General features: G+C 68.5%; 17 protein-coding genes and 2 pseudogenes. 14 read left to right on the top strand and 5 right to left on the bottom strand.

From position 1 onward, the window contains the following. Positions 1-96 precede the first annotated feature (96 nt). The 9 genes from ACIGAQ_RS29530 (at position 97) to ACIGAQ_RS29490 (ending at position 9,014) form a co-directional block, all read left to right on the top strand. Positions 97-1,080: a fumarylacetoacetate hydrolase family protein gene (locus tag ACIGAQ_RS29530; protein ID WP_399788116.1), complete on the top strand. Its 984-nt coding sequence runs from the start codon at positions 97-99 to the stop codon at positions 1,078-1,080. Next, on the top strand, positions 1,077-2,039 hold the full coding sequence (locus ACIGAQ_RS29525) for a cyclase family protein (protein ID WP_399788114.1): 963 nt from the start codon (positions 1,077-1,079) through the stop codon (positions 2,037-2,039). The genes ACIGAQ_RS29530 and ACIGAQ_RS29525 overlap by 4 nt, the downstream gene beginning before the upstream one ends. 172 nt (positions 2,040-2,211) lie before the next feature. Beyond that, complete coding sequence (locus ACIGAQ_RS29520) at positions 2,212-3,360, top strand: FAD-dependent oxidoreductase (protein ID WP_399788111.1); 1,149 nt, start codon at positions 2,212-2,214, stop codon at positions 3,358-3,360. After that, on the top strand, positions 3,357-4,367 hold the full coding sequence (locus ACIGAQ_RS29515) for an amidohydrolase family protein (protein WP_399788108.1): 1,011 nt from the start codon (positions 3,357-3,359) through the stop codon (positions 4,365-4,367). Before ACIGAQ_RS29520 ends, ACIGAQ_RS29515 begins: the two co-directional genes overlap by 4 nt. Positions 4,368-4,379: 12 nt before the next feature. Continuing rightward, positions 4,380-5,318 carry a VOC family protein gene (locus tag ACIGAQ_RS29510; protein ID WP_399788105.1) on the top strand — a complete coding sequence of 313 codons (939 nt, stop codon included), beginning with the start codon at positions 4,380-4,382 and terminating at the stop codon, positions 5,316-5,318. A 114-nt stretch (positions 5,319-5,432) separates the two neighbouring features. Further along, on the top strand, positions 5,433-6,404 hold the full coding sequence (locus ACIGAQ_RS29505; protein WP_399788102.1) for a fumarylacetoacetate hydrolase family protein: 972 nt from the start codon (positions 5,433-5,435) through the stop codon (positions 6,402-6,404). Next, entirely contained in the window at positions 6,401-7,144 is a 744-nt protein-coding gene (locus ACIGAQ_RS29500) for an SDR family NAD(P)-dependent oxidoreductase (protein WP_399788099.1), read from the top strand. Before ACIGAQ_RS29505 ends, ACIGAQ_RS29500 begins: the two co-directional genes overlap by 4 nt. Before the next feature lie 22 nt (positions 7,145-7,166). Next, a complete protein-coding gene (locus tag ACIGAQ_RS29495) occupies positions 7,167-7,946 on the top strand; it encodes a CoA-transferase (RefSeq protein ID WP_399788096.1) in 780 nt (259 codons plus the stop codon). A gap of 540 nt (positions 7,947-8,486) precedes the next feature. Further along, entirely contained in the window at positions 8,487-9,014 is a 528-nt protein-coding gene (locus tag ACIGAQ_RS29490; RefSeq protein ID WP_399788093.1) for a GNAT family N-acetyltransferase, read from the top strand. Positions 9,015-9,049: 35 nt separating this feature from the next. On the opposite strand, the pseudogene ACIGAQ_RS29485 reads toward ACIGAQ_RS29490, so the two are convergent. Then, a pseudogene (locus ACIGAQ_RS29485) lies at positions 9,050-9,154 on the bottom strand (IS5/IS1182 family transposase); the annotation flags it as partial. A 780-nt stretch (positions 9,155-9,934) separates the two neighbouring features. Here ACIGAQ_RS29485 and ACIGAQ_RS29480 point away from each other — a divergent pair. Continuing rightward, complete coding sequence (locus ACIGAQ_RS29480; RefSeq protein ID WP_399788090.1) at positions 9,935-10,627, top strand: histone-like nucleoid-structuring protein Lsr2; 693 nt, start codon at positions 9,935-9,937, stop codon at positions 10,625-10,627. 22 nt (positions 10,628-10,649) lie between these two features. On the opposite strand, the gene ACIGAQ_RS29475 is transcribed toward ACIGAQ_RS29480, so the two are convergent. Then, positions 10,650-11,524, bottom strand: a protein-coding gene (locus ACIGAQ_RS29475; RefSeq protein ID WP_399788087.1) for an IS5 family transposase whose coding sequence is annotated in 2 segments (ribosomal slippage) — positions 10,650-11,239 and positions 11,239-11,524 — 876 coding nt in all. Because the reading frame shifts where the segments join, the coding sequence is not laid out codon by codon here. Positions 11,525-11,676: 152 nt separating this feature from the next. Between ACIGAQ_RS29475 and ACIGAQ_RS29470 the strand changes: the two are divergent. Both ACIGAQ_RS29470 and ACIGAQ_RS29465 read left to right on the top strand, forming a co-directional pair. After that, positions 11,677-12,312, top strand: a pseudogene (locus ACIGAQ_RS29470) (helix-turn-helix domain-containing protein); the annotation flags it as partial. A gap of 700 nt (positions 12,313-13,012) precedes the next feature. Then, positions 13,013-13,321 (top strand): hypothetical protein, encoded by a 309-nt coding sequence (locus ACIGAQ_RS29465; RefSeq protein WP_399788084.1) that lies wholly within the window; start codon positions 13,013-13,015, stop codon positions 13,319-13,321. Between the two features lie 815 nt (positions 13,322-14,136). On the opposite strand, the gene ACIGAQ_RS29460 is transcribed toward ACIGAQ_RS29465, so the two are convergent. Next, positions 14,137-14,904, bottom strand: coding sequence for an enoyl-CoA hydratase/isomerase family protein (locus ACIGAQ_RS29460; RefSeq protein ID WP_399788082.1), 768 nt, complete (start codon positions 14,902-14,904; stop codon positions 14,137-14,139). A 331-nt stretch (positions 14,905-15,235) separates the two neighbouring features. Here ACIGAQ_RS29460 and ACIGAQ_RS29455 point away from each other — a divergent pair, with 331 nt between their 5' ends. After that, complete coding sequence (locus tag ACIGAQ_RS29455; protein ID WP_399788079.1) at positions 15,236-16,141, top strand: LysR substrate-binding domain-containing protein; 906 nt, start codon at positions 15,236-15,238, stop codon at positions 16,139-16,141. Positions 16,142-16,712: 571 nt separating this feature from the next. Here the strand turns inward: ACIGAQ_RS29455 and ACIGAQ_RS29450 are convergent. Next, positions 16,713-17,504, bottom strand: coding sequence for a glucose 1-dehydrogenase (locus tag ACIGAQ_RS29450; protein WP_399788467.1), 792 nt, complete (start codon positions 17,502-17,504; stop codon positions 16,713-16,715). Positions 17,505-17,625: 121 nt separating this feature from the next. On the opposite strand from ACIGAQ_RS29450, the gene ACIGAQ_RS29445 reads away from it, so the two are divergent. Continuing rightward, complete coding sequence (locus ACIGAQ_RS29445; protein ID WP_399788076.1) at positions 17,626-18,264, top strand: TetR/AcrR family transcriptional regulator; 639 nt, start codon at positions 17,626-17,628, stop codon at positions 18,262-18,264. A gap of 1,012 nt (positions 18,265-19,276) precedes the next feature. Here ACIGAQ_RS29445 and ACIGAQ_RS29440 read toward each other — a convergent pair. Beyond that, a complete protein-coding gene (locus ACIGAQ_RS29440; protein ID WP_399788073.1) occupies positions 19,277-20,233 on the bottom strand; it encodes a helix-turn-helix domain-containing protein in 957 nt (318 codons plus the stop codon). Positions 20,234-20,315: the final 82 nt, after the last annotated feature.

Genomic DNA, 20,315 nt, shown 5'->3' with positions numbered 1-20,315 from the left:
TCATCCATGACGTGGATTCGACGCATCCACAGGATTAATTTCCCTGATCTGCCGAACGGGGTCAGAGTAGACCCCAATCCCGCAGGAGGAAATCTGATGGCAATGCTCGCGCAATCAGCCGGCCCGTTCGCGCTCGGCACGTTCTCCGCTCAGGACGGGGAGTCGTTTCCCGGCCTCCTGGCCAATGACCGGGTACTCGATCTGCGCAGCGCCCTGGACTGGGCGCCGTCGGGTCTGCGCGCAGTCCTGGAGCGGTGGGAGGAGACCCTCCCCGTCCTGCGCACCCTGGCGGACGACGACTCCCTCGGCTGGCTGCCCCTGGAGGGCCTGCGCGTGCACGCCCCCATCGAGCCGCGGCAGATCTTCCAGTCAGGCGCCAACTACCGGCAGCATGTGATCGATCTGGAGGTCGCCCACCGTTCGCCCGACGACCCCCGCACTGTCGAGGAGGCACGAGCGGAAATCGCCGCGGTCATGGACCGCCGGGCCGCCGAGGATCTGCCCTACGTGTTCATCGGCCTGCCCAGCGCGATCACGGGCCCCTACGACGACGTGGTCCTGCCCGCCTGGGCCGAAAAGCCGGACTGGGAGCTGGAGTTGGCGGCCGTCATCGCCAAGCCCGCCTACCGGGTGACGGTCGAGGAGGCCCTGGAGTACGTCGCCGGGTACACCATCGCCAACGACCTCACCGACCGCGCCACTGTGTTCCGTCGGGACATGAAGGCCATCGGCACCGACTGGCTGCGCAGCAAGAACGCACCCGGTTTCACGCCGCTCGGCCCGTGGCTCGTACCTGCGGAGTCGATCGCGGACACCGGTGACCTGCGGGTCACGCTCAAGCTGAACGGCGAGACCATGCAGGACGAGTCCACCGAGGACATGCTCTTCGGAGTCGCCCGCTTGGTGTCGTACGCCTCACAGACGGCTCAACTCCTGCCTGGTGACCTGGTGTTGACCGGCAGCCCGGCCGGCAACGGCATCCACTGGGGGCGCCTGCTGCGCGACGGCGACCTCATGGAGGGCTCCATCACCGGTCTGGGCGCGCAGCGCACCCGCTGCGTCGCGGAGGGAACGGCATGAGTCTGGATCGCCGCGACCCGGAGGGCGCGATAGCCGAGGCCGTCAAGGCGTACTCCAACTGGGGTCGTTGGGGTGAGGACGACGTGCTCGGCACACTGAACTTCCTCGACGAGGCCAAGCGGCGCGAGGGCGCGGCGCTCGTGCGCCGCGGCATGAGCTTCTCGCTGTCGCAGCGGTTCGACATGAACGGACCGCAGAAGGGCTGGCGCCGGCGGACCAACCCGGTGCACACCATGCTCGACACGGGTACCGACGCGGCACTGGGCAACCAGGGCTTCCCGCACGGCCTCGGCGGCGCCGACGACGTGATCGCCATGCCGCTGCAGTGCTCGACCCAGTGGGACGGACTCGGCCACATCTTCGACCACGGATTCGCCTGGAACGGGCGGCGTGCCGACAAGGTGGTCACCTCCGAAGGCGACCTCGTCACCGGCATCGAGCACATGGCGCCACACGTCGCGGGACGCGGCGTGCTCCTCGACGTCGGCCACGTCGTCGGTACGGACGGGGAGCTGCCCGACGGGTTCGCCATCACCGAGGAGCACCTCACCCGGGCCGCCGAGGCCCACGGAGTGACCGTCGGCCGCGGCGACATCGTCCTGGTCCGTACCGGACACCTCGCCCGCGCAAGGCGCGACGGCTGGGGCGACTACGCGGGCGGCCCCGCGCCCGGCCTGTCGTTCACCACCGCCGGCTGGCTGCACGGCACCGAGATCGCCGCCGTCGCCACTGACACCTGGGGCTTCGAGGTCCGACCCAACGAGTTCGAGGGCGCCTTCCAGCCGCTGCACCAGGTCGTCATCCCCAACATGGGCCTGCTGATCGGCGAGATGTGGGACCTCGACGCCCTGGCCGCTGACTGCGCCGACGACGGCGTGTACGAGTTCTGGCTCACCGCCGCACCCCTCCCCATCACCGGAGCCGTCGGCTCCCCGGTCAACCCTATTGCCGTCAAGTAGCCCGCACCACTGCCGGAGGCGCCGTTCCCCGGACAGCAGCGGCGCCTCCGGCCCCCCGGCCCCACCCGCTTCGCCGTGTGGCCCGTCCCCACCCCCGGCCCGCACTCGCAGCGGGCGAGCCGCAGCCCACGCCGCCCGAAGTCGCGCGGCCCAACCTCGGGAGGATCCCGAAATGGCACACAGCCCGACACGCAGAGTCCTCGTCATTGGCGGGGGCGCCTCAGGCAACGCCGTCACCATCCTGCTGCGCCGCGCCGGCATCGCCGTCGACCTGATCGAGGCCAGGCCGGACTGGAACGCCACCACCGGCTCCGGTATCACCCTCCAGGGCAACGCCCTGCGGGTCCTGCGCGAACTGGGCGTGTGGGAACAGGTGGAAGCCTCCGGGTACGCCTTCGGCTCGCTGGGCGTGACCGCTCCCGACGGCACCGTCCTGTTCGTCGCCGAGGACATTCAGACCGGCGGGGAGGACCTGCCCGCCACCCTCGGCATGCAGCGCCCCCAGCTGCAGCAGATCCTCATCGACGCAGTTCGCGCCTCCGGCGCCGGCGTTCACCTCGGCATCACCGCCGAAGTGCTGGAGCAGGACGCCGCCGGCGTGTCGGTGCGCTTCAGCGACGGCAGCGAAGGCCGCTACGACCTGGTGATCGGCGCCGACGGGGTCAACTCCGCCACCCGCGCCGCGATCGGCATCACGGACAAACCCGAGCCGACCGGCATGGCCATCTGGCGCATCGCCGCCCCGCGCCCCGAGAGCGTGACGCGCACCGACCTCGCCTACGGCGGCCCCGCCTACATCGCCGGCTACTGCCCCACCAGCGAGAACACCATCTACGCGTACGTCGTCGAAGGGTGCCGCGACCGCGCCGCCATCGATCCGGCCACCTACGCCGACGAGATGCGGCGCCTGGCGCAGAGCTACGGCGGGGTCTGGCCGGAGATCACCGAGCACATCACCGACCCGCAAAAGGTCAACTACACCTGGTTCGACCGCCTGCTGGTAGAGGACTCCTGGCACCGGGGCCGGGTCGTGCTCATCGGCGACGCCGCCCACTGCTGCCCGCCCACCATGGCCCAGGGCGCGGCCATGTCCCTGGAGGACGCCCTCGTCCTCGCCGAGCTGCTCAGCGGGGCCGTGGCCGACAGCCGGGACTGGGACGACGAGCTGCTCCAGGACTACTACGACCGCCGCATTCCCCGGGTGCGCACCGTCGTCGAGGCGTCCCTGCAGATCGGCCAGTGGCAGCTGGACGGTGTGCGCGACGCCGACATGGCCGGGCTGGTCGGCCGCACCATGAACCTGCTCAAGGAGCGCCCGTGAGCGCCACGGCATCCTCCGTGCCGACCATCGACGTCCACGCCCACCTCCTGCTCCCGGAGGTCGAGGAGGCCGTCGCCGGTCATCCCGGTCTCGCGGCGGCCCGTGCCCTCGACGCGCGCCGCAACGGCCCGGCGGCCCTGGCGGTGAACGGTCCGATGGTCGGGGCACGCATGCCGAAGCTGACGGACGCCGCGGCGCGTCTGACGGCCATGGACGCGCAGGGCGTGGACGTCCAGCTGGTCAGCCCCTCGCCGTCCCACTACCACTACTGGGCCGAGCCCCACCTGGCCGAGAAGGTCTGCCGACTGGCCAACGAGGGCACCGCCGCACACTGTGCGAAGGCGCCCGATCGCCTGCACGGCCTGGGACTGGTCCCGCTCCAGCATCCCGACCTCGCGGTCAGCCTGCTCGACCACGCCCTGGACCAAGGGCTGAGGGGCGTGGAGATCTCCTCGCACGCGCCCGGCCACGAACTGTCGGACCCGGCGTACGAGCCCCTCTGGTCCCGCGCGGAGGGGACAGGCGCCCTGGTCTTCCTGCACCCGTTCGGCTGCACCCTCGACGAGCGCCTGGACCAGTGGTACCTGTCCAACACCGTCGGCCAGCCCACCGAGAACGCGGTCGCCCTCTCCCACCTGATCTTCTCCGGCGTTCTGGACCGTCATCCGGGTCTGAAGCTGATCGCGGCGCACGGCGGCGGCTATCTGCCCACCCACATCGGCCGCTCCGACCACGCCTGGCGGGCCCGTCCCGACGCCCGGGGCTGTGAGCGGGAACCGAGCAGCTATCTGAAGCAGCTGCACTTCGACTCCCTCGTCCACGACCCTCAGGTGCTACGGGAACTGCTGCGAGCCGTCGGCCGGGAACGGGTCCTGCTCGGCTCCGACTTCCCCTTCGACATGGGCACCGACGATCCGCTCGGCGCGCTGCGCGCCGTAGACCTGCCCGACACCGACTTCCACTCCGTCCGCGGCGGAAACGCCGCCGCTCTGCTCAACCTCGTCTGAGGAGCTCCCCCCATGAACAACCGCCTGCTCACCCACCTTCGCCACGTCGACCTCGCCGTGCCGGACTACGACAAGCAACTCGACTTCTACGCCGGAGTCTGGGGCCTGACCAAGGTCGCCGAGGATTCCGGCATCTCCTTCCTGGCCGCCGAGGGCTCCCCCGAGCAGTACGTCGTCCGGCTGCGCAAGGCCGCCGAGAAGCGTCTGGACCTCGTCTCCTACGGCGCCGCGAACACGACCGACGTGGACATCCTCGCCGAACACCTCCTCGCGGCCGGCGTGCAGTTGATTTCCCAGCCGGGCAAGGTGGACACCCCCGGGGGCGGGTACGGCTTCCGGTTCTTCGACGTGGACGGGCGCACCATCGAGGTCTCCGCCGACGTCGAGGTGCGGCAGCACCGCAAGATCGAGGAGAAGGAGTCGATCCCGGTCAAGCTGTCGCACGTCGTCCTCAACTCGCCGGATCTGGACAAGACCAAGGCGTGGTACGAGGAGCACCTCGGCTTCCGGCTGTCCGACACACTCGGCCATCCGCACATCGGCGACGTCATGCACTTCATGCGGATCAGCAACCAGCACCACTCCATGGCCATCGCCAAGGGTCCGCACACCTCCCTGCACCACATCTCCTTCGAGATGCGCGGAATCGACGAGTACATGCGCGGCTCCGGCCGTGTCATCCGCTCCGGCGCCCGCAAGATCTGGGGTCCGGGCCGGCACATGGCGGGCGACAACACCTTCACCTACTTCCTCGACCCGCACGGCAACACCGTCGAGTACACGACGGAGTTGGAGCTGCTGGACGAGGACACCTGGCACCCGCACGTCTATGACTTCTCCCAGCCCGAGGTCACCGACCAATGGGGCACCGCCAACCCCATGAACGAACTGGTCACCAAGGAGTCCTTCAACGACGTCGACCACGGCGTCTTCGTCGCCCCGCCGGTCTGATCGACGAAGCCCCGAGTCCCCGGGGGCGCAGTGACCCTGTCACCGCCCTGACTCCCCTGCCGCGCCCCCGGTCCTCGTGCCATCCCTCACGCCGACAGCCGACAGGAAACCGCCATGCGTTTCGCCACGTACGAGTACCGCAACCGACGCCAAGTGGCCGTCGTCGCAGAGGACGGCAGGCTCCACCCCCTACCCGGCGTCAGCTCACTGACCGGCCTGCTCGTCGAGGGCGGCGGTCTGCCCCAACTGCTCGACGCGGGCTCCGCGACTCTCCACGTCCCGGCCGGCCCCCACGTCTCCGAGGTACGACTGCTGGCGCCGCTCCAGCCGCCCACCGTCCGTGACTTCGTCACCTTCGAGGAACACGTCGAGGGCGTACGGCGGTCCGTGGACGGGGCTGCCGGGGTACCGGAGCAGTGGTACGCGGCCCCGACGTTCTACTTCGGCAACCCCTACGCGATGCACGGGCCGCACGACGACATCCCCATGCCGCCGGGGTCGAGCGTTCTCGACTTCGAGCTGGAGGTCGCTGCCGTGGTCGGCAAGGAGGGCCGCGACCTCACTCCCGAGCAGGCCCGCGACCACATCGTCGGCTACACCGTCTTCAACGACTGGTCGGCCCGGGACCTGCAGTCCGCTGAGATGAAGGTCGGCCTGGGCCCTTGCAAGGGCAAGGACACCGCCACCACGCTCGGTCCGTACCTCGTCACCGCCGACGAGTTGGGGAAGTACCGCGACGCCGACGGCTTCCTGCGGCTCGCACTCACCGCCGAGATCAACGGCGACGTCGTGGGCAAGGATCTGCTGTCCAACATGAGCTGGACCTTCGAGGAGATGGTCGCCTACGCCTCACGCGGGACCGTCGTCCGCCCCGGCGACGTCTTCGGTTCCGGGACCTGCGGCAACGGCGGCTGCCTCGCCGAGCTGTGGGGTGTACGGGGTGAGCAGTCCCCGCCTCCCCTGAAGCCCGGCGACACGGTCACCCTCACCGCCGAGGGCATCGGCTCCGTCTCCAACACCGTGGTGGCCGGCCCGGACCCCATGACCGTCCCCGTCGCCCGACGCCGCACGAGGGAGCGGCCGTGACCGATCTCCATCCCAAATGGCTCCTCGGCAGGGTCGTCGTGGTCACGGGCGCGGCCGGTGGCCAGGGCGCCGCAGAGGCCGAGGCGCTGACCCGCGAAGGCGCCCGGGTGATCGCCACCGACGTCACGCAGGCACCCGGCTGCCGCCGTCTCGACGTCACGAGCGAGAAGGATTGGGCGGAACTTGCCGCCGACCTGCGTGAGGCATACGGGCAGGTGCACGGCCTGGTCAACAACGCAGGCATCACCTGGCGAGCCCGGATCGACGACGTACGCCCCGAGGACATGGCCCGCGTCCACGCGGTCAACGTCACCGGCCCGCTGCTGGGCATCCAGCACCTGGGGCCGCTGATGCCGCCCGGCTCCTCGATCGTGAACGTCGGCTCGTCCGCCGCGCTCACCGGCCACTATCCGGTCGCCTACACGGCCAGCAAGTGGGCACTGCGCGGCCTGTCGAAGACCGCTGCCGTGGAACTGGGGCCCCGCGGCATCCGCGTGAACACGATCCACCCCGGCTTCATCGAGACGGACATGACCGCCTCCGCAGCGCCCGCCTTTCGCGAGGCGAACATCCGGGAGACACCACTCGGCCGCACCGGCACGGTCGAGGAGATCGCTCCGCTCGTGGTCTTCCTCCTGTCCGACGACTCGTCCTTCATCACCGGCGCCGAGATCCCGGTCGACGGCGGCCTCACGGCGCACGGCGGCGTCAAGTCGATCTCCGACGCCCTTCACCTGTAACAGCAGCAAGTCCCTCCCTTCCATGGACAAGGTCCGCGCGAGCGCGGCCGAGGCGGTCGCCGGCATCCCCGACGGTGCGTCACTGGCCGTTGGCGGCTTCGGACTCAGCGGTGTGCCCGAGGCCGCGATCCCGGCCCTGCACGAGCAGGGCGCGACCGGCCTCGAAGTCGTGTCGAACAACTGCGGCGTTGCGGGCCGTATCTGCCAGCCGGTGGCCGGTGCCACGCCCCACCGTGAGATGGGAGGGCTGGGCTGCGCTCAGGCGTCCTGCTGCGCCCGGCCCGAGAGATGGGCCGCCCCCCGCGCCCAGGACCTGTTCTGCCGATCATGTGCGGAGCGGGTTGACCGCAATCGCTGTGATGGTGGTGCCGAGGAACGCATGGCCGCGTCTGCCGTAACAGGCGGCAACGGTCTAAGCGCGAACCCGAGCACCGCCCTGCCCTGTGTGCTGATCAGCGGAGACTGCATGATGAGGTTCATGAAGTTTCTCGCCGCGGTGGGCCTGCGGATCGTGGATGGGTGGACCGAGCCCGAAGGGCTCATTCCCCCCATCGTCACCGGACAGGCACCGAGCTGCCCTTCCGAGGAAGGGCGCGTCGAGGCCATGCTGGACGCACTCGAGCCGAAGCTGCACGAGAAAGCGAATGCTAACTGGTACCGGCTGTGCCCGCCGGCACGGGACTGGGGCATCGCCGGATCCCGGGGGCGTCCGGGCTTTAGGGGGCGGGTAGAACAGCTGCCCTCTTGCAGGCCAGGTTGGCCTTGGCTTCCGAGAGACCAGGGCCATAGCCCTTGCCCATAGGGTCAGAGGTGGCCTGCAACGAGCTCGAGCACTGTTCGAACCTCTTGGCGACTCCCTCTTGACAGGCGCTCTCAACGATGTGAGCGGAAGGAACTCCCCCGTTCGCGGCCACGGTATCGATGCACGCACTGTAGGTAGCACTTGCACTTCCGGCACCTGCGATGATTCCCGCAGTGACCAGAGCGAAGCTCGATACAGCCACGGCAAGAGGCTTGAGGCTACGCATCATTCTTCCCAACTTCCTTGGCAAGCAGGGGTTACCGACAAGCCTGTAAACGGCCTGCTTCGTTCGGTGTTATGCGATCAATGTCGCTACCACCCGAACGGTGTACGTGGGCGATACCAAGCACGGTGGAGTGAACACCGTCGCCTCTGAGGCAGCAGCCGGTGATGACTTGCCCCGGCTGGGCGGACGGCCGCGGTCCGGTGCGTGAACGCCGCGACCATCGGCGATGCATGGGGTCGCGTCGCTTCGGACTCCAGGTGCAGCTCACATAGGCTGTCTGGTCTCATCCGACGCACCGCCATGAGGATCAGCCCATGCGCAACAGCACCAGGATCCGCCTGATAGAGCCCAGCGACGCCGCCCCGATCGCCGCGCATAGGGTGCGGGACTTCGAGGCCTTCCGGCCATGGGAACCCGCCCAGCCAACCGACTTCTTCACCCCGGAGGGCCAGACGGAGCGGATCGACAGGCTGCTGACCGGATACCGGGCCGGCACGGTCTGGCCAGGCGTGGTGCTCGCCGACGACCAGGTGATTGGGCAGATCACCGTCGGCGGCATCCTGCCGCAGCCGCACCTTCGCCGCGGGTCTGTCGGTTACTGGATCGCCAGCGTCGCCCAGAATCAAGGGCACGCCGGGCGCGCCGTCGGGCTTGTACTCCAGGTGATGACGGACGAACTCGGGTTGCACCGCGCTGAGGCGTCCACCGCCCTGGAGAATCTGCCGTCGCAACGGGTACTGCGCCGCAACGGGTTCAGCCCGTACGGGGTCGCGCACTCCTCGATCTTTCTCGACGGGAGCTGGCGGGACGGGCTGCTGTGGGAGCGGGTCCTGGGCGACTGACTGATCGTTTCACAACGAGGTCCGCAGGGGCGGAGGCATATGCGGCTGCAGGCCAGTTCGAGCAGGCCCTGATGGAGGTCAGCACGTCTTTCGTAGCGGAGGCGGAGTCGTTTGAACTGGTGAAGCCACGCCCTGCTGCGCCCGGCCCGCGAGATGGGACGACCCGCTGCGCCCAGAGGCCGGTGACGGGGCATCGGGCCAGCAAGTCGGATGCCGAGGGCAGCCCTGCTCAGGCCGTGGGCCAGCCGCTACCCGCCGGGGGCGGCCGAGCCGAAACGGCGTCTACCAAGGACCGCTCGCCAGCGAGGCCACCACGACGCGCTCACGCTGGGCGCTGCGCCGGAGATCGAGACGGCGCCCGCTGTGGTGGACGCGCTATGGAAAGCTGGAGCGCGCCCGGTGGAACACGGGTGCGGCGCAGAACACGTATGGCATGCGCAGGAGTGTCCGTCGTCGCGGTGGGCTGGGTCACGCCTGGTCACGGCGCTACTGAGCGTAACTAGCAGCGTTTATTAAATATTACACAATGCCGCCGTTAGGAACGGTTGGTGATTTTTTGCGGGGCGGCATGAGTGATCGGGCCCGCGAATCACTTATGTAGAGGGCAGGCCCAACGGCCTTTCGGCGCATGCGAGTCGGCGCCGGCTCTCCATACCCCTCGATGGAGAGGAACTCACTCATGTCCCCTGCCGACGGGAGGCGTTCGTGGGTCACAACGACGCACCAGAACGCTCCGCGCAGGAGCACGACCTCGGGCTGTCCCAGTCCATGTACGTGCCGCTGGACCTGCCGATCGACTTCGAGGCCTTCTACCTGGCGCACTAGGCCGCGAAAGTGGCCAGAGTTGCTGGTTGTTGCGACTGACCTACAGTGCCGCAGTTGGGTCCTGCATTGTCAGCGGTGTTGAGTACGGTCTGCCCATGGATCATCAGAGGGCGGGAGACGCACGGCAGGCGTGGGGCCGGGTGACCGCGTGGCTTGAGAATCATGCCCCTGAGGTGTTCGCTGCTCTCGGCGGGCCAGGGAGTCCGGCGGCCATCTGCGACGCCGAACTGCGCATGGGCCTACAACTGCCGGAGCAACTGCGGCAGTGGCTTCTGGGTCACGACATCGATGCAGGTCGGCAGCCTCCTGCTGGATCGTGTCTGGTGGCACTGGGGTGCCCAGGCGTCCTTCCCAGTGGCGGACTCCTGCTGGGCCTCCTGGATATCGAACGTGTCTACCTCCACAAGATGGCCATGGAGGAATTGGCACGATCCGTAAGCACCGATTACCCGTCCTGGCGCAGAGAGTGGGTGCCAATCGCCTCGGAGTGCGATGGCTTCTACGGGACGTTCGTGAACACAATCACCGGTGAGGTGGGATCTTGGAGCGAGGGATCGCTCCCTGCGGAACGCGAGTACGCCTCGTTGTTCGCCTTCTTCCAGGATGTGGCTGACCAACTTGAGGGAGTGTCCTCGGGCGCTTGGGATGGACCCGGCAGAGCCGGTAGACGTGATCCGCGCCCGGAGGATGATCCTGTACGTCTCTGGGCTCGTGCGAACGGCTACCTGGTCAATGACCGCGGACGTATCCCCGCAGCCATTCGCGAGGCATACGAAGCATCACGGTGAGCGCCGGGCCCGAAGGTGCTGATCACAGCCACTCGTTGATCGCGGCGATGAGGACTGTCGCCTCGTAGCGGACTGCGAGCTTGTCGTATCTGGTGGCAACGGCCCGGTGTCTTTCGAGGCGGTTGATGCCGCACTCGACCGCCTGCCTGGCCCTGTAGTCCTCCCGGTCGAACTTCGGCGGACGGCCACCGAGGGAGCCGCGCTTCCTACGATGGCGGACGTGGTCGCCCTTGTCCGGGATGGTGCAGCGGATCCCACGTCTGCGCAGGTAGGCCCGGTTCCTGCGCGAGGCGTCCGCCTTGTCGGCCCGCACCCGATCAGGGCGGAAGCGCGGCCGGCCCGGCCCCACGCGGGGCACGCGGACCCTCTCCAGCACGGGCTCGAACTGCGGTGAGTCCCCGCGTTGCCCTGCCGTCACCACGATCGACATGGGTTTCTGACCCTGCTCGATGGCCAGGTGGAGCTTGGTGGTGAACCCGCCGCGCGAGCGTCCCAGCCCGTGATCTCCGAGTTCGGTGAACACACCGCCCGCTGGTTCCTTCTGCAGGTCGCCCTGCTTGCGGGCTCCGGCCGCATGCTGATGGGCACGGCAGACCGGGGAGTCGACGCTCAGGTCCAGACGATTGCGCCTTTCACGTAGGCCCGGGTCTGGAGACGAGTGAGGATCCGGTGCCAGGTCCCGTTCCCCTGCCACCGGCGAAACAGGTCGTAGATTCGGCCCCATGGCCCGTACTCGCCGGGGACGTCCCGCCACGGAACACCGGTCCGGACCCGGAATCGTATGCCGCCGATCAGCCGCCGCCGAGACCAGAACAGCGGCCTCCCCAACCTGGCACCCTTCGGCAACCACGGCTCCAGCACTGCCCACTGCTCGTCCGTGAGACCTCCCCGACCCATGAACCGTGATCATTCGCAGACCAAGATCGATTTTCGACACACGCCCTAGGTGTATTGATCACGAGCGTTGTTGACAGGGCCGGGGTCTTGATCATGGCGAAGACCTCCGGTGTGGTGGAGGTGTCTAAGCTGCACCGCACACGGAGGTCTTCGTGTCCCACCGTAATGCCCGTCTGACCGTGCACGGCAGACGGATCCTGGTCGAACGCGTGCTGTCCGGCCGTCCCGTCGCGCACGTGGCGGCCGAGATGGGCATATCGCGGCCCACCGCCCACAAGTGGATCCGCCGCTGGCGGGCCGAGGGCGAGGCCGGGCTGCACGACCGCTCCAGCAAGCCCCGAACCACACCCCATCGCACACCACCCGCGCTCGAGGCCCGAGTCTGCCGTCTGAGGACCGACCGCAAGCTCGGCCCGGTCCGCATCAAACCGGTTCTGGGCCTGCCCGCCTCGACCGTGCACCGCATCCTGGCCCGTCACGGCCTCAACCGCCTCGGCAACATCCCCGACGGCGGCGGCCACAAGGTCATGGACCGCCGCCGGGCGACGGACAACAAACTCGCCACCACCGCCCGACGCCGCAGCTGCAGGCCGGTGATCGGCTACTCGTTCATCCACTCCGCCGTCGACGACCACTCCCGCCTGGCCTACAGCGAGGTCCTCACCGACGAGCGCAAGGAAACCGCCGCCGGCTTCTGGCAGCGGGCGAACGCCTTCTTCAGCGCCCACGGCATCACCGTCGAACGGGTCCTGACCGACAACGGCTCCTGCTACAAGTCCAGGCTGTTCACTTCCAGGTGCCCAACTACAGTTTCTTCGCTCCTCCGTGTGGTCGGCCGTGAGCCGGATTCGATGCGACAAGATCATGGAGGAGAACACTGTGACCGGGTGCGTTGCCAGCGACGTAGGAACAGACTGTCAGATCCCAGTCAGCCCGGGGCCGCGCGGGAATCGTCGCTCGAGGCCATCCATGGCCGGGTGCAAACCGCCCTCACTCCAAAGTTGATCACGGAAGCACTGCCGTCGGTCTGGCTGCCCGAGACATCCGCGATGCGCCGCAGTGACGCGCACCCGCTGCCCCTCACGGCTCCGCAGCGATCCCCCGCGCTCTCGGAGCCTTCCTCGGATCGCTGCAGCCCGCCGGGAGTGCCGGCCCAGACTCCAGTCTGTAGTGGCAGGCGCGTCCCGGTCCGTGGAACATCTCAGGGCGGCACCTCCCACGACACCAGGACTCTCCACCCACCCCCCGGAAGCAGCCGAGACTTCGGGGCAGGGCCCTGCCTCGTGGCACGGCCGCGTAAGGCACCGGGCTGTGCGCTGCCTGCTGCCGACGAAGGCACGAGGGGGGAGGGACCGCGCGACCTCCCCAGGTCACGGTCCTCCCTCAGCCAGCGCTCACCCCTCTAACCGCTCGGATCAGGTTCATGCCCAGGCCCACAGTTTGAAGTGCAGAAGGGAGGCGGTAGCGGGGGCGGGCACTCGGGACGGTATGGAAGACAACGACAGGCAGCAGATCGGCGGTCAGCAGCGCGGGACAGTAGAGCGGTTGGTGAGGGCATGGCTGGCCGAGACCGAACGTCACGACCATGATGCCGCCGGCGAGGCCCGTGCCGGCTGGGAACAAGGCTCCCTCCCTGAACCGGCTGCACAGGACCTGGCCACCTGGGTCACCGCACGTGTCACGGACACGGCGTTCAACGAGGATGAGGGCCCTCACGTCGAAAGCGGCGTCCGGATCACACCGGCTGATAAGGACACGGTGCACCGCTGGCTGCGGTCGCAGGGGCACTCAGTCTGACCGACTGCGGCGACGGCGATCCAACCGATGACACGGAGACCAGCCACACCCCTCCCGGCGCCCGGTGCTCGACTCTCGCATCCGACCGGAACCGTCGATGGGCAGTGAAGGACCCGTTCAACGAGGCCGTCGCCGCCTTCTACGTCCAGGCCTCCGGCGGACTCGGTGACCTGTACGCGCCGGTGCTCTCCCTGACGGCCGGCGACATGGAACGGCCCGGCCTGCTGGGCTACATCAAGGGACTGCGGTTCATCCGGATCGAGGCGTTCGATACCGACGCCGCGGTCACTGCCACCCAGCTGCTGCGGTTCGGGCACTCCTGGGCCGCCGTCCACGCCATCCACGCCGCCCGCCCTGCCCGCCCACCCCGGCGGACGGTACCTGCTCACCCTCACCCCCAAGACGTACGCCGGAACCGGCGTCCAAGCCGTCCACCCCGACCAGTAGCCGGCAAGCCAGCCGCCCGGCGACGAACCGGCACGATCGTCACCAGGTCAGGTCGGCCGCAACCCTGGCAGCCGCGAAGACCCGGTACCGCTCCCGCCGGGAGCAGCAGGGCGTGCTCAGGGAAGGTGCGTTGCCCTGTGCTTCAAAGCCCGGCCGCAGGCCGGGTGTCCTTCGGGGGAACCTTGCAGTTTCTTTCGACAACACCTGCGCGATACTCCACCCGTCGGCCGTCGAGGGCTGTTCCAGCTCCCGCTCGGACAGGGAAGCAACGGTGTCGGCCAAGCGGCGGAAGCTTGCGTGGAGGGCTCGAGCCAGACCGACAAGCTGCCGGCCGCATCAGTGGGGTGAGGGTGCCGTCACATCCTCGCTCACTGCTGCTGGTAGGCGAGGTCAGCAGCGGTGAGGCCCTCGAGAGCCATGCCGAGCTGAAGGCCTTCGGCCATACGGCGGCTGATGCGCTGGCGCAGGGTGACGGCGAGGTAGCGGGTGAGCAGCTGCGGCTTGGCGGCCAGGTCCTCTGCGAGCTGCTGGGCGCGGGGCAGGACCTGCTCCAGCGGGAGTACCTCGGCAACCGCGCCCCAGCGCTCGGCCTGCTCGGCCGTGAAGGAGCCCTGCGTCAGGGTCAGATAGCGGGCGCGGTTGACGCCCAGGGCCTCTTCCCAGGCGATCTGGATGCCATCGCCGGGGACGATGCCGAAGGTCAGGTGGGGGAAGTCGGAGAAGACGGTCGTGTCGGCGGCGATGACGACGTCCGCCAGCAGGGCGTACTCGCTGTGGACGGACACGGGACCGTTGACCGCGGCGATGACGGGCATCTCCAGGTCGACCAGGCGCTGCAGCACGCGGCGGCCCTCCGCCAGCGTGCGGTCCCACTGGGCCGGCTTGGTGATATCGCCCAGGCTGGCACCGTCGATGTCGGTCATGAACCGGTCGCCCGTGCCGGTCAGGACCAGAACACGGTTGTCACGGTCCTCACCGATCTCGAACAGGGCACGGGGGAAGTCAGTGTGCGTCTCACCGGTGAAGGTGGCCGGACCGGCGTCGGTGTGGAAACGCAGCGTGAGCACACCCGAGTCCGTGCGGCTCATTGCCAGGTTCTTGAACGCGGTGAAGTAGGACGGGGTCTGCTGAGACACGGATGGCTCCTGAGGTGATCTCGGGCGGTCGATCCGCCCTGTGCCCCTACTCAACTCCTGCCGCAGCGGAATGCATAGCGCCTGGCCAGAGGGCTTGCCGAGGGCGGTCATAAGCATCGGTGATGGCGTCGTGCAGGGGTTTGCCGCCGCGCGCCTCGAGCCCTGGCCGGGTTCGTGCGGACCGCTTCGGCGGCGCCCGCACCGTCTTGGCCCCCTGCCGAGACCGGCGGTACCGCGCTTCACGGACAGCTATACCGCCGTGGGGCCGCGCAACGCGCGTGACCGCGCCGCCGGCTGCTCGTGATGCGATGGGGGCATGGAAATCCGAGCGATGCGTGCGTTCGTCACAGTGGTGGAAGAAGGCGGCCTGTCGGCGGCGGCACGACGGCTGCACATCAGCCAGCCCGCCCTGTCCCAGACCATGAGCGCCCTGGAACGCGAATTCGGTCAGCAGCTACTGATCCGCTCCTCCACGGGCATGCAGGCCACGGACACCGGCCTGACGCTGCTCGCGGAATGCCGTGCCGTACTGGCCCGCTACGACCAGGCCCTTGCGGTCATGACCGCGCGCACCGGGGAGAGCGCGACCACGCTTCGGATCGGCATTCCCCTTGAGCTACCCGCCGACCTGCTGTCCAAGGCACTGCTCGAACTGTCCACCGCCCACCCCGACACGCGGGTCCAAGCCCGGCACCTGTCCACCTCGGCGCAAGTCACGGAACTCCACCAGGGCAACCTTGAGCTGGGCCTGCTACGAGAACGCCCCCAGGGGCAGGAACTCGACGCAGTGCTGGTCGTGGAGGAGCGCCTAGGCGTTCTGCTCGCGGCCGAACGTGCCGCAGAACTGGCCGGCCCCGACGGCATCCGCCTGGACGCGCTGAACACACTCTCCTGGGTCGGTTTCCCCCGTTCCGGCAGCCCCGCCTGGTACGACGAACTCACCGCCATCCTGCGCAGCCATGGAATCGACCCAGGTCCACAAGTCCCCGACGGGCAGCCGTTGATCGCCGAGGTCAAACTCGCCTCCGTCAGCGCCGGGCGCGCCTTCACCCTGGCACCCCCGGGCTGGTCCCAGCCCCTGCCCGACTCCGTCACCTGGTTCCCACTGGTAGGTCACCCCATCGTCCGGCGCACCTGGGCTGTGTGGAACGCAGGCTCCCACCGCCGCGATCTCGGCCACCTGGTGGCAGCCCTGGACCAGCCCGCCGCGAAGGCAGCGCCCGACGCGACACGCTGACACGCGCTGCCCATCAGCCGAGACGGACGAGGGACGACAACGAAGAACCCTGTCCACTCCTCCGGCCCGGCTCTCCGGTCGTTGATTCGCGGACGCGCAACGACGAGCCGAAGCTGAGGGCCGAGTTTGCGCAAGCCGGCACCCTGGCACAAGCCCGGCCCGGCCCACCACGTCTCAGGACGACAAGAACGGGCAGCGCACGCTCATGATCCCTCCATCCGCTATCTCGACGAATGCGCCAAGGAGGGCGGCGACGATGGAATGTCCGCCGAGCGACGGCTGATGGTCGACTGGACCGAGACGCGCCTCTCGACCCCGTGCCCCGGGGGTTCTTGCGCGGCTCTCGTGCAGCGAGACGTCACGTAGGGCTCACGCGTCACGCCGGGGAGTGGTTTCGCGCCTGACGCCTGCTGCTCCCGGGTGCGCATCGCACCAGGGCGGCCGCGGTGGCTGGGCAGTCTCCCCCAGCGGCATCCGCATCGCTTTGCGTTCTGCTTCTCCTGGCCGGCGAGGAGCCTGTCCCGGTCCCGATGGGCGTCCGCGACTGCACGCTCGGTGCTGCGATGCCGACTCAAGCTGCGACGTCGGATTCGGGTGGGAGTGCAGGGCCGAGCAGCAGGCCCCCGTCCAGGACGAATTCCGAGCCCGTGGCGAACGATGCGTCCTGGGAGGTGATGAAGAGCAACAGGCGGGTGATGTCGGACGGTTCGGCGAGCCGGGGAATGGCGAAGGGATCGGGCGAGTAGACGTCGGCGATGGCCGGCTGGCCCGCGGCGGTGGGTTCGTTGATCAGCGGTGTGGAGACGACGCCGGGGTGGATGGAGTTGACCCGGATGTTGTCCCGCCCCAGTTCCAGCGCGGCCGTCTTGGTCAGCCCGCGCACGGCCCACTTGCTCGCGGTGTAGGGGGCGTAGAAGGCCGTGCCGACGTGGGCCATGGTCGAGGCGATGTTGACGATGGTCCCGCCACCGCTCCTGCGCATCGACGGAACTACGGCTCTGATGCCGAGGAACTGGCCGGTGACGTTGACGCCGAAGGTGTGTTCCCAGGTGCGGAGTTCGGTGTTCTCGATAGGGGCTGCCGGGTTCTGGATGCCCGCGTTGTTCACCAGGACGGTGATCGACCCGAACTCGTCTTCGACTTCTCGCACCAGTGCCACCCAGTCGTCCTCGCTGGTGACATCCAGGCGAACGGACAGAGCCCGCTGGCCGAGCTGAGCAGCGAGATCGCGGCCGGCGTCTTCGTCGCGGCCGGCGATGACGACGTTCGCCCCCTCGGCGTGGTAGCCCCGCACATGACTGCTGCCCATCCCCCCGCTGCCGCCGGTGACAATGACGGTTTGACCCTCAAAACGGCGTTCCACGCTGCTTCCCTTCAGGCTTGGATAATGGTGAGCCGAGTGACTCGCCTCCTCACTCACGGTAGGAACAGGACTAGAGGTGAGTCAAGTGACTCACCTCGGGGCGGAGGGCATACTGGAGGGCATGACGGCACAGCCTTCGGAGTACCACCGGCGCGTGGCAGCGCAGAAGCGGACGTCCATCATCGAGGCAGCGACGAAGCTGTTCCTCGACTCGGGCTACGACGGCACCTCGCTGGCCCGCATCGCAGAGGCGGCCGGAGTGTCGCGGGCAACTCTGTTCAAGCAGTTCACCACCAAGGCGGCCCTGTTCGAGGCGATCGTCACCGAACACTGGAAAGTCGACGACGGGGAGGCACCCCTCCCCGAACCCGGCAACCTCCGCGCCGGGCTGGAGACCATCGGACGCCGATATGCGGCCCTGCTCACCCAGCCCGGCATGGCCGCCCTCTTCCGCATCGTCATCGCCGAGGTCCCACGCTTCCCCGAACTCGGCGAGACCCAGTTCAAGCTCGGCAAGATGCCCTACTTCGAATCGGTCCGCCGCTACCTGGCAGCCGAGAACGCCGCCGGCGCAGCCCGGCTCGACGATGCGGAGATGGCGGCGACCCAATTCCTCGGGATGATCTCCAACTACGTGTTCTGGCCGCGCATGTTGCTCGCACGCTGGGAACCCGACGACACCGCCATCACCAACGCGGTCGACCAAGCAGTGCTGACCATGCTCGCCCGATACGGCGTAGAGGGGACCCACAACGGCTGAGACACCAGACCCCGCCGCCCTGCGCACCCCTGCTCCCGCGCAGGTGGGCCGAGGGTGTCGACGGTGTCCGCCTTGACGGACTCGGAGTCGATCACGCTCGCGCTCGGCTCCTGAACGTTCGCGCGGATGCTTCAGGCGGAGCCGGCCAGGGCGGCCGCGGTCGGAGACATCGACTGGCTGGTGTCGGTCGACTGCACGATCGTGCGCACCCGCCACCACGCAGCCGGAGCCCGAAATGGGAGCTCGGGCGCTCGGACGGTCGTGAGACTTTTTGAGCAGCCTGACGCCTTCGGCCGCCCGCTCGCGCTGGTGGTCACCGGCGGCAACGCCACCGATTGCACCAGTTTGCCTGCGGTGCTGTCGCCGAGTAGTCGGCCCGGCCATCGCCGCCCCGGTCGCACGCGGCGAGCGTCGTCGAGCAGGACGTACTCCGGACCTCCCTCGCGCAGGGCCTTCTGTCGTGGAACTGTGCGAGCAGGCTCCCGGCGGCTTCGAAACCCTCGGCTCTATGTCCCGCGCCGCCTGAAACGTTCGCCTAAGCGTTCGATGAAGCGTTTCCCCGCTTGTCGCGCATGCCGGATCGTAGTGGGGTTCTGTGGGGGATCCGGCGGAGCGCCGACCCCGTGGACGCGACACGCGAAGCCGCCTTGGAATCCATTGATCCAGACACCCGGAATATGCCGAGTGACTGGGTAGTGAAACCCGCGGTACTCGATGCCGGCATCTTGGAACCTGTCGGACTCCTGCGCCTGGTAAGGCGGCTTGACCTGCACCCAAGCCGACCAATTTCCGTCGCTTTCAACCCTCACCGTGATATCCGCCGGCAGCCTCCTCGCCTCCCCCGACTCGACTGACTCCTCGACTGACGGGATAACGAAGGAAACGTTCTCCAGCAAAAACTCTTGACCCATATCAAGAAACGTAAACGCAGCGTCAAGGGGCCTCGATTCGCCAACGAGGCCGAATACTGCCTCGGCGCTTTCCCTTCCCGTTCTCTGCAATGTGAAGCCCCTCAGAGCCAGCCCTGACGGGAGGCCTGGAGGCCGAGCTGGAAGCGCGTCTGGGCGCCGAGGAGTTCCTGGAGTCTGCTGATCCGCCGGGCGATCGTCCGCTCGCTGACGCCCAGTTCCCGGGCGATCGCCTCGTCGGTCAGACCGGCACTCAGGTACGTCAGCAACTGCTTGGTCCGGGCGGGTGCGTCACGGTCGGCCGCGTCGGCGGCGGTGATCGGCACGGCCATGCGCCAAAAGGCGTCGAAGACTCCGGCCAGCCCGGTCAGGAAAGGCGAGTCGTGCACGACGACCGCGGCAACATGGGGCCTGCCTACGAGGGGTGCGCGGGCCGCGACGAGCGCCCAGCGGTCGTCGACAAGCGTGATGTTCATGGGCACATGCGCGAACACCCGCGCTTCCTCACCGGCGTCGACGCACTGCTGCACCATGCGCAGGGCCTGCTGGTCGTGCAGGACACGCGCCCCGTAGATCACCTGGTACTCGACGCCCCGTGCCAGGGCGTCGAAGAGACCGTCGACGATCTTGTGGCCCTCTGTTGAGAGGTTGCCGAGGGTCATGGCTCGTACCCGTTCCCGCGCCAACCGCTGGACGCTGTCCAGTACCCGGCGGCCCGCCTGATGGGAGGGCAGCAGCTCGAAGTCCGAACGTTCACCGAAGCTGCGGCTCCACACCTGTGACAGGATCTCGGCGCTGTCACGGGCCGCGGCCGCCTCCCGGGAGCGGCGTTCAGCGAGGGCCTCCATGGCAAGACGTGGCGGGAGGGGAAGGACCGTTTCGGCGTCCCGCCGCTCGACAAGCCCGATGGTGTGCAGTTCCTCCAGGACGCTCGCCACATCGTGCGAGGGAACGTCCATGCGGGAGGCCAGTTCGCTCACGACGCACTCGCCGCACTCCACAAGGTCAAGGTAGGTGCGCTCTGCGGCGGCGGACAGGCCGAGAGCTTGCAGGGGGCCCATGGAGCACGTTGTATCACCGCTGCGCCGGGCGCGTGAGGCATACGTGACCAGGGACACTGCGGTGCGGGGCCTGCCGCCGCCT

The organism is Streptomyces sp. NPDC085932 (genome assembly GCF_044540525.1).
In the GTDB taxonomy this organism is placed as follows: domain Bacteria; phylum Actinomycetota; class Actinomycetes; order Streptomycetales; family Streptomycetaceae; genus Streptomyces; species Streptomyces levis.
This window is presented reverse-complemented; position numbering and strand designations above follow the sequence as displayed.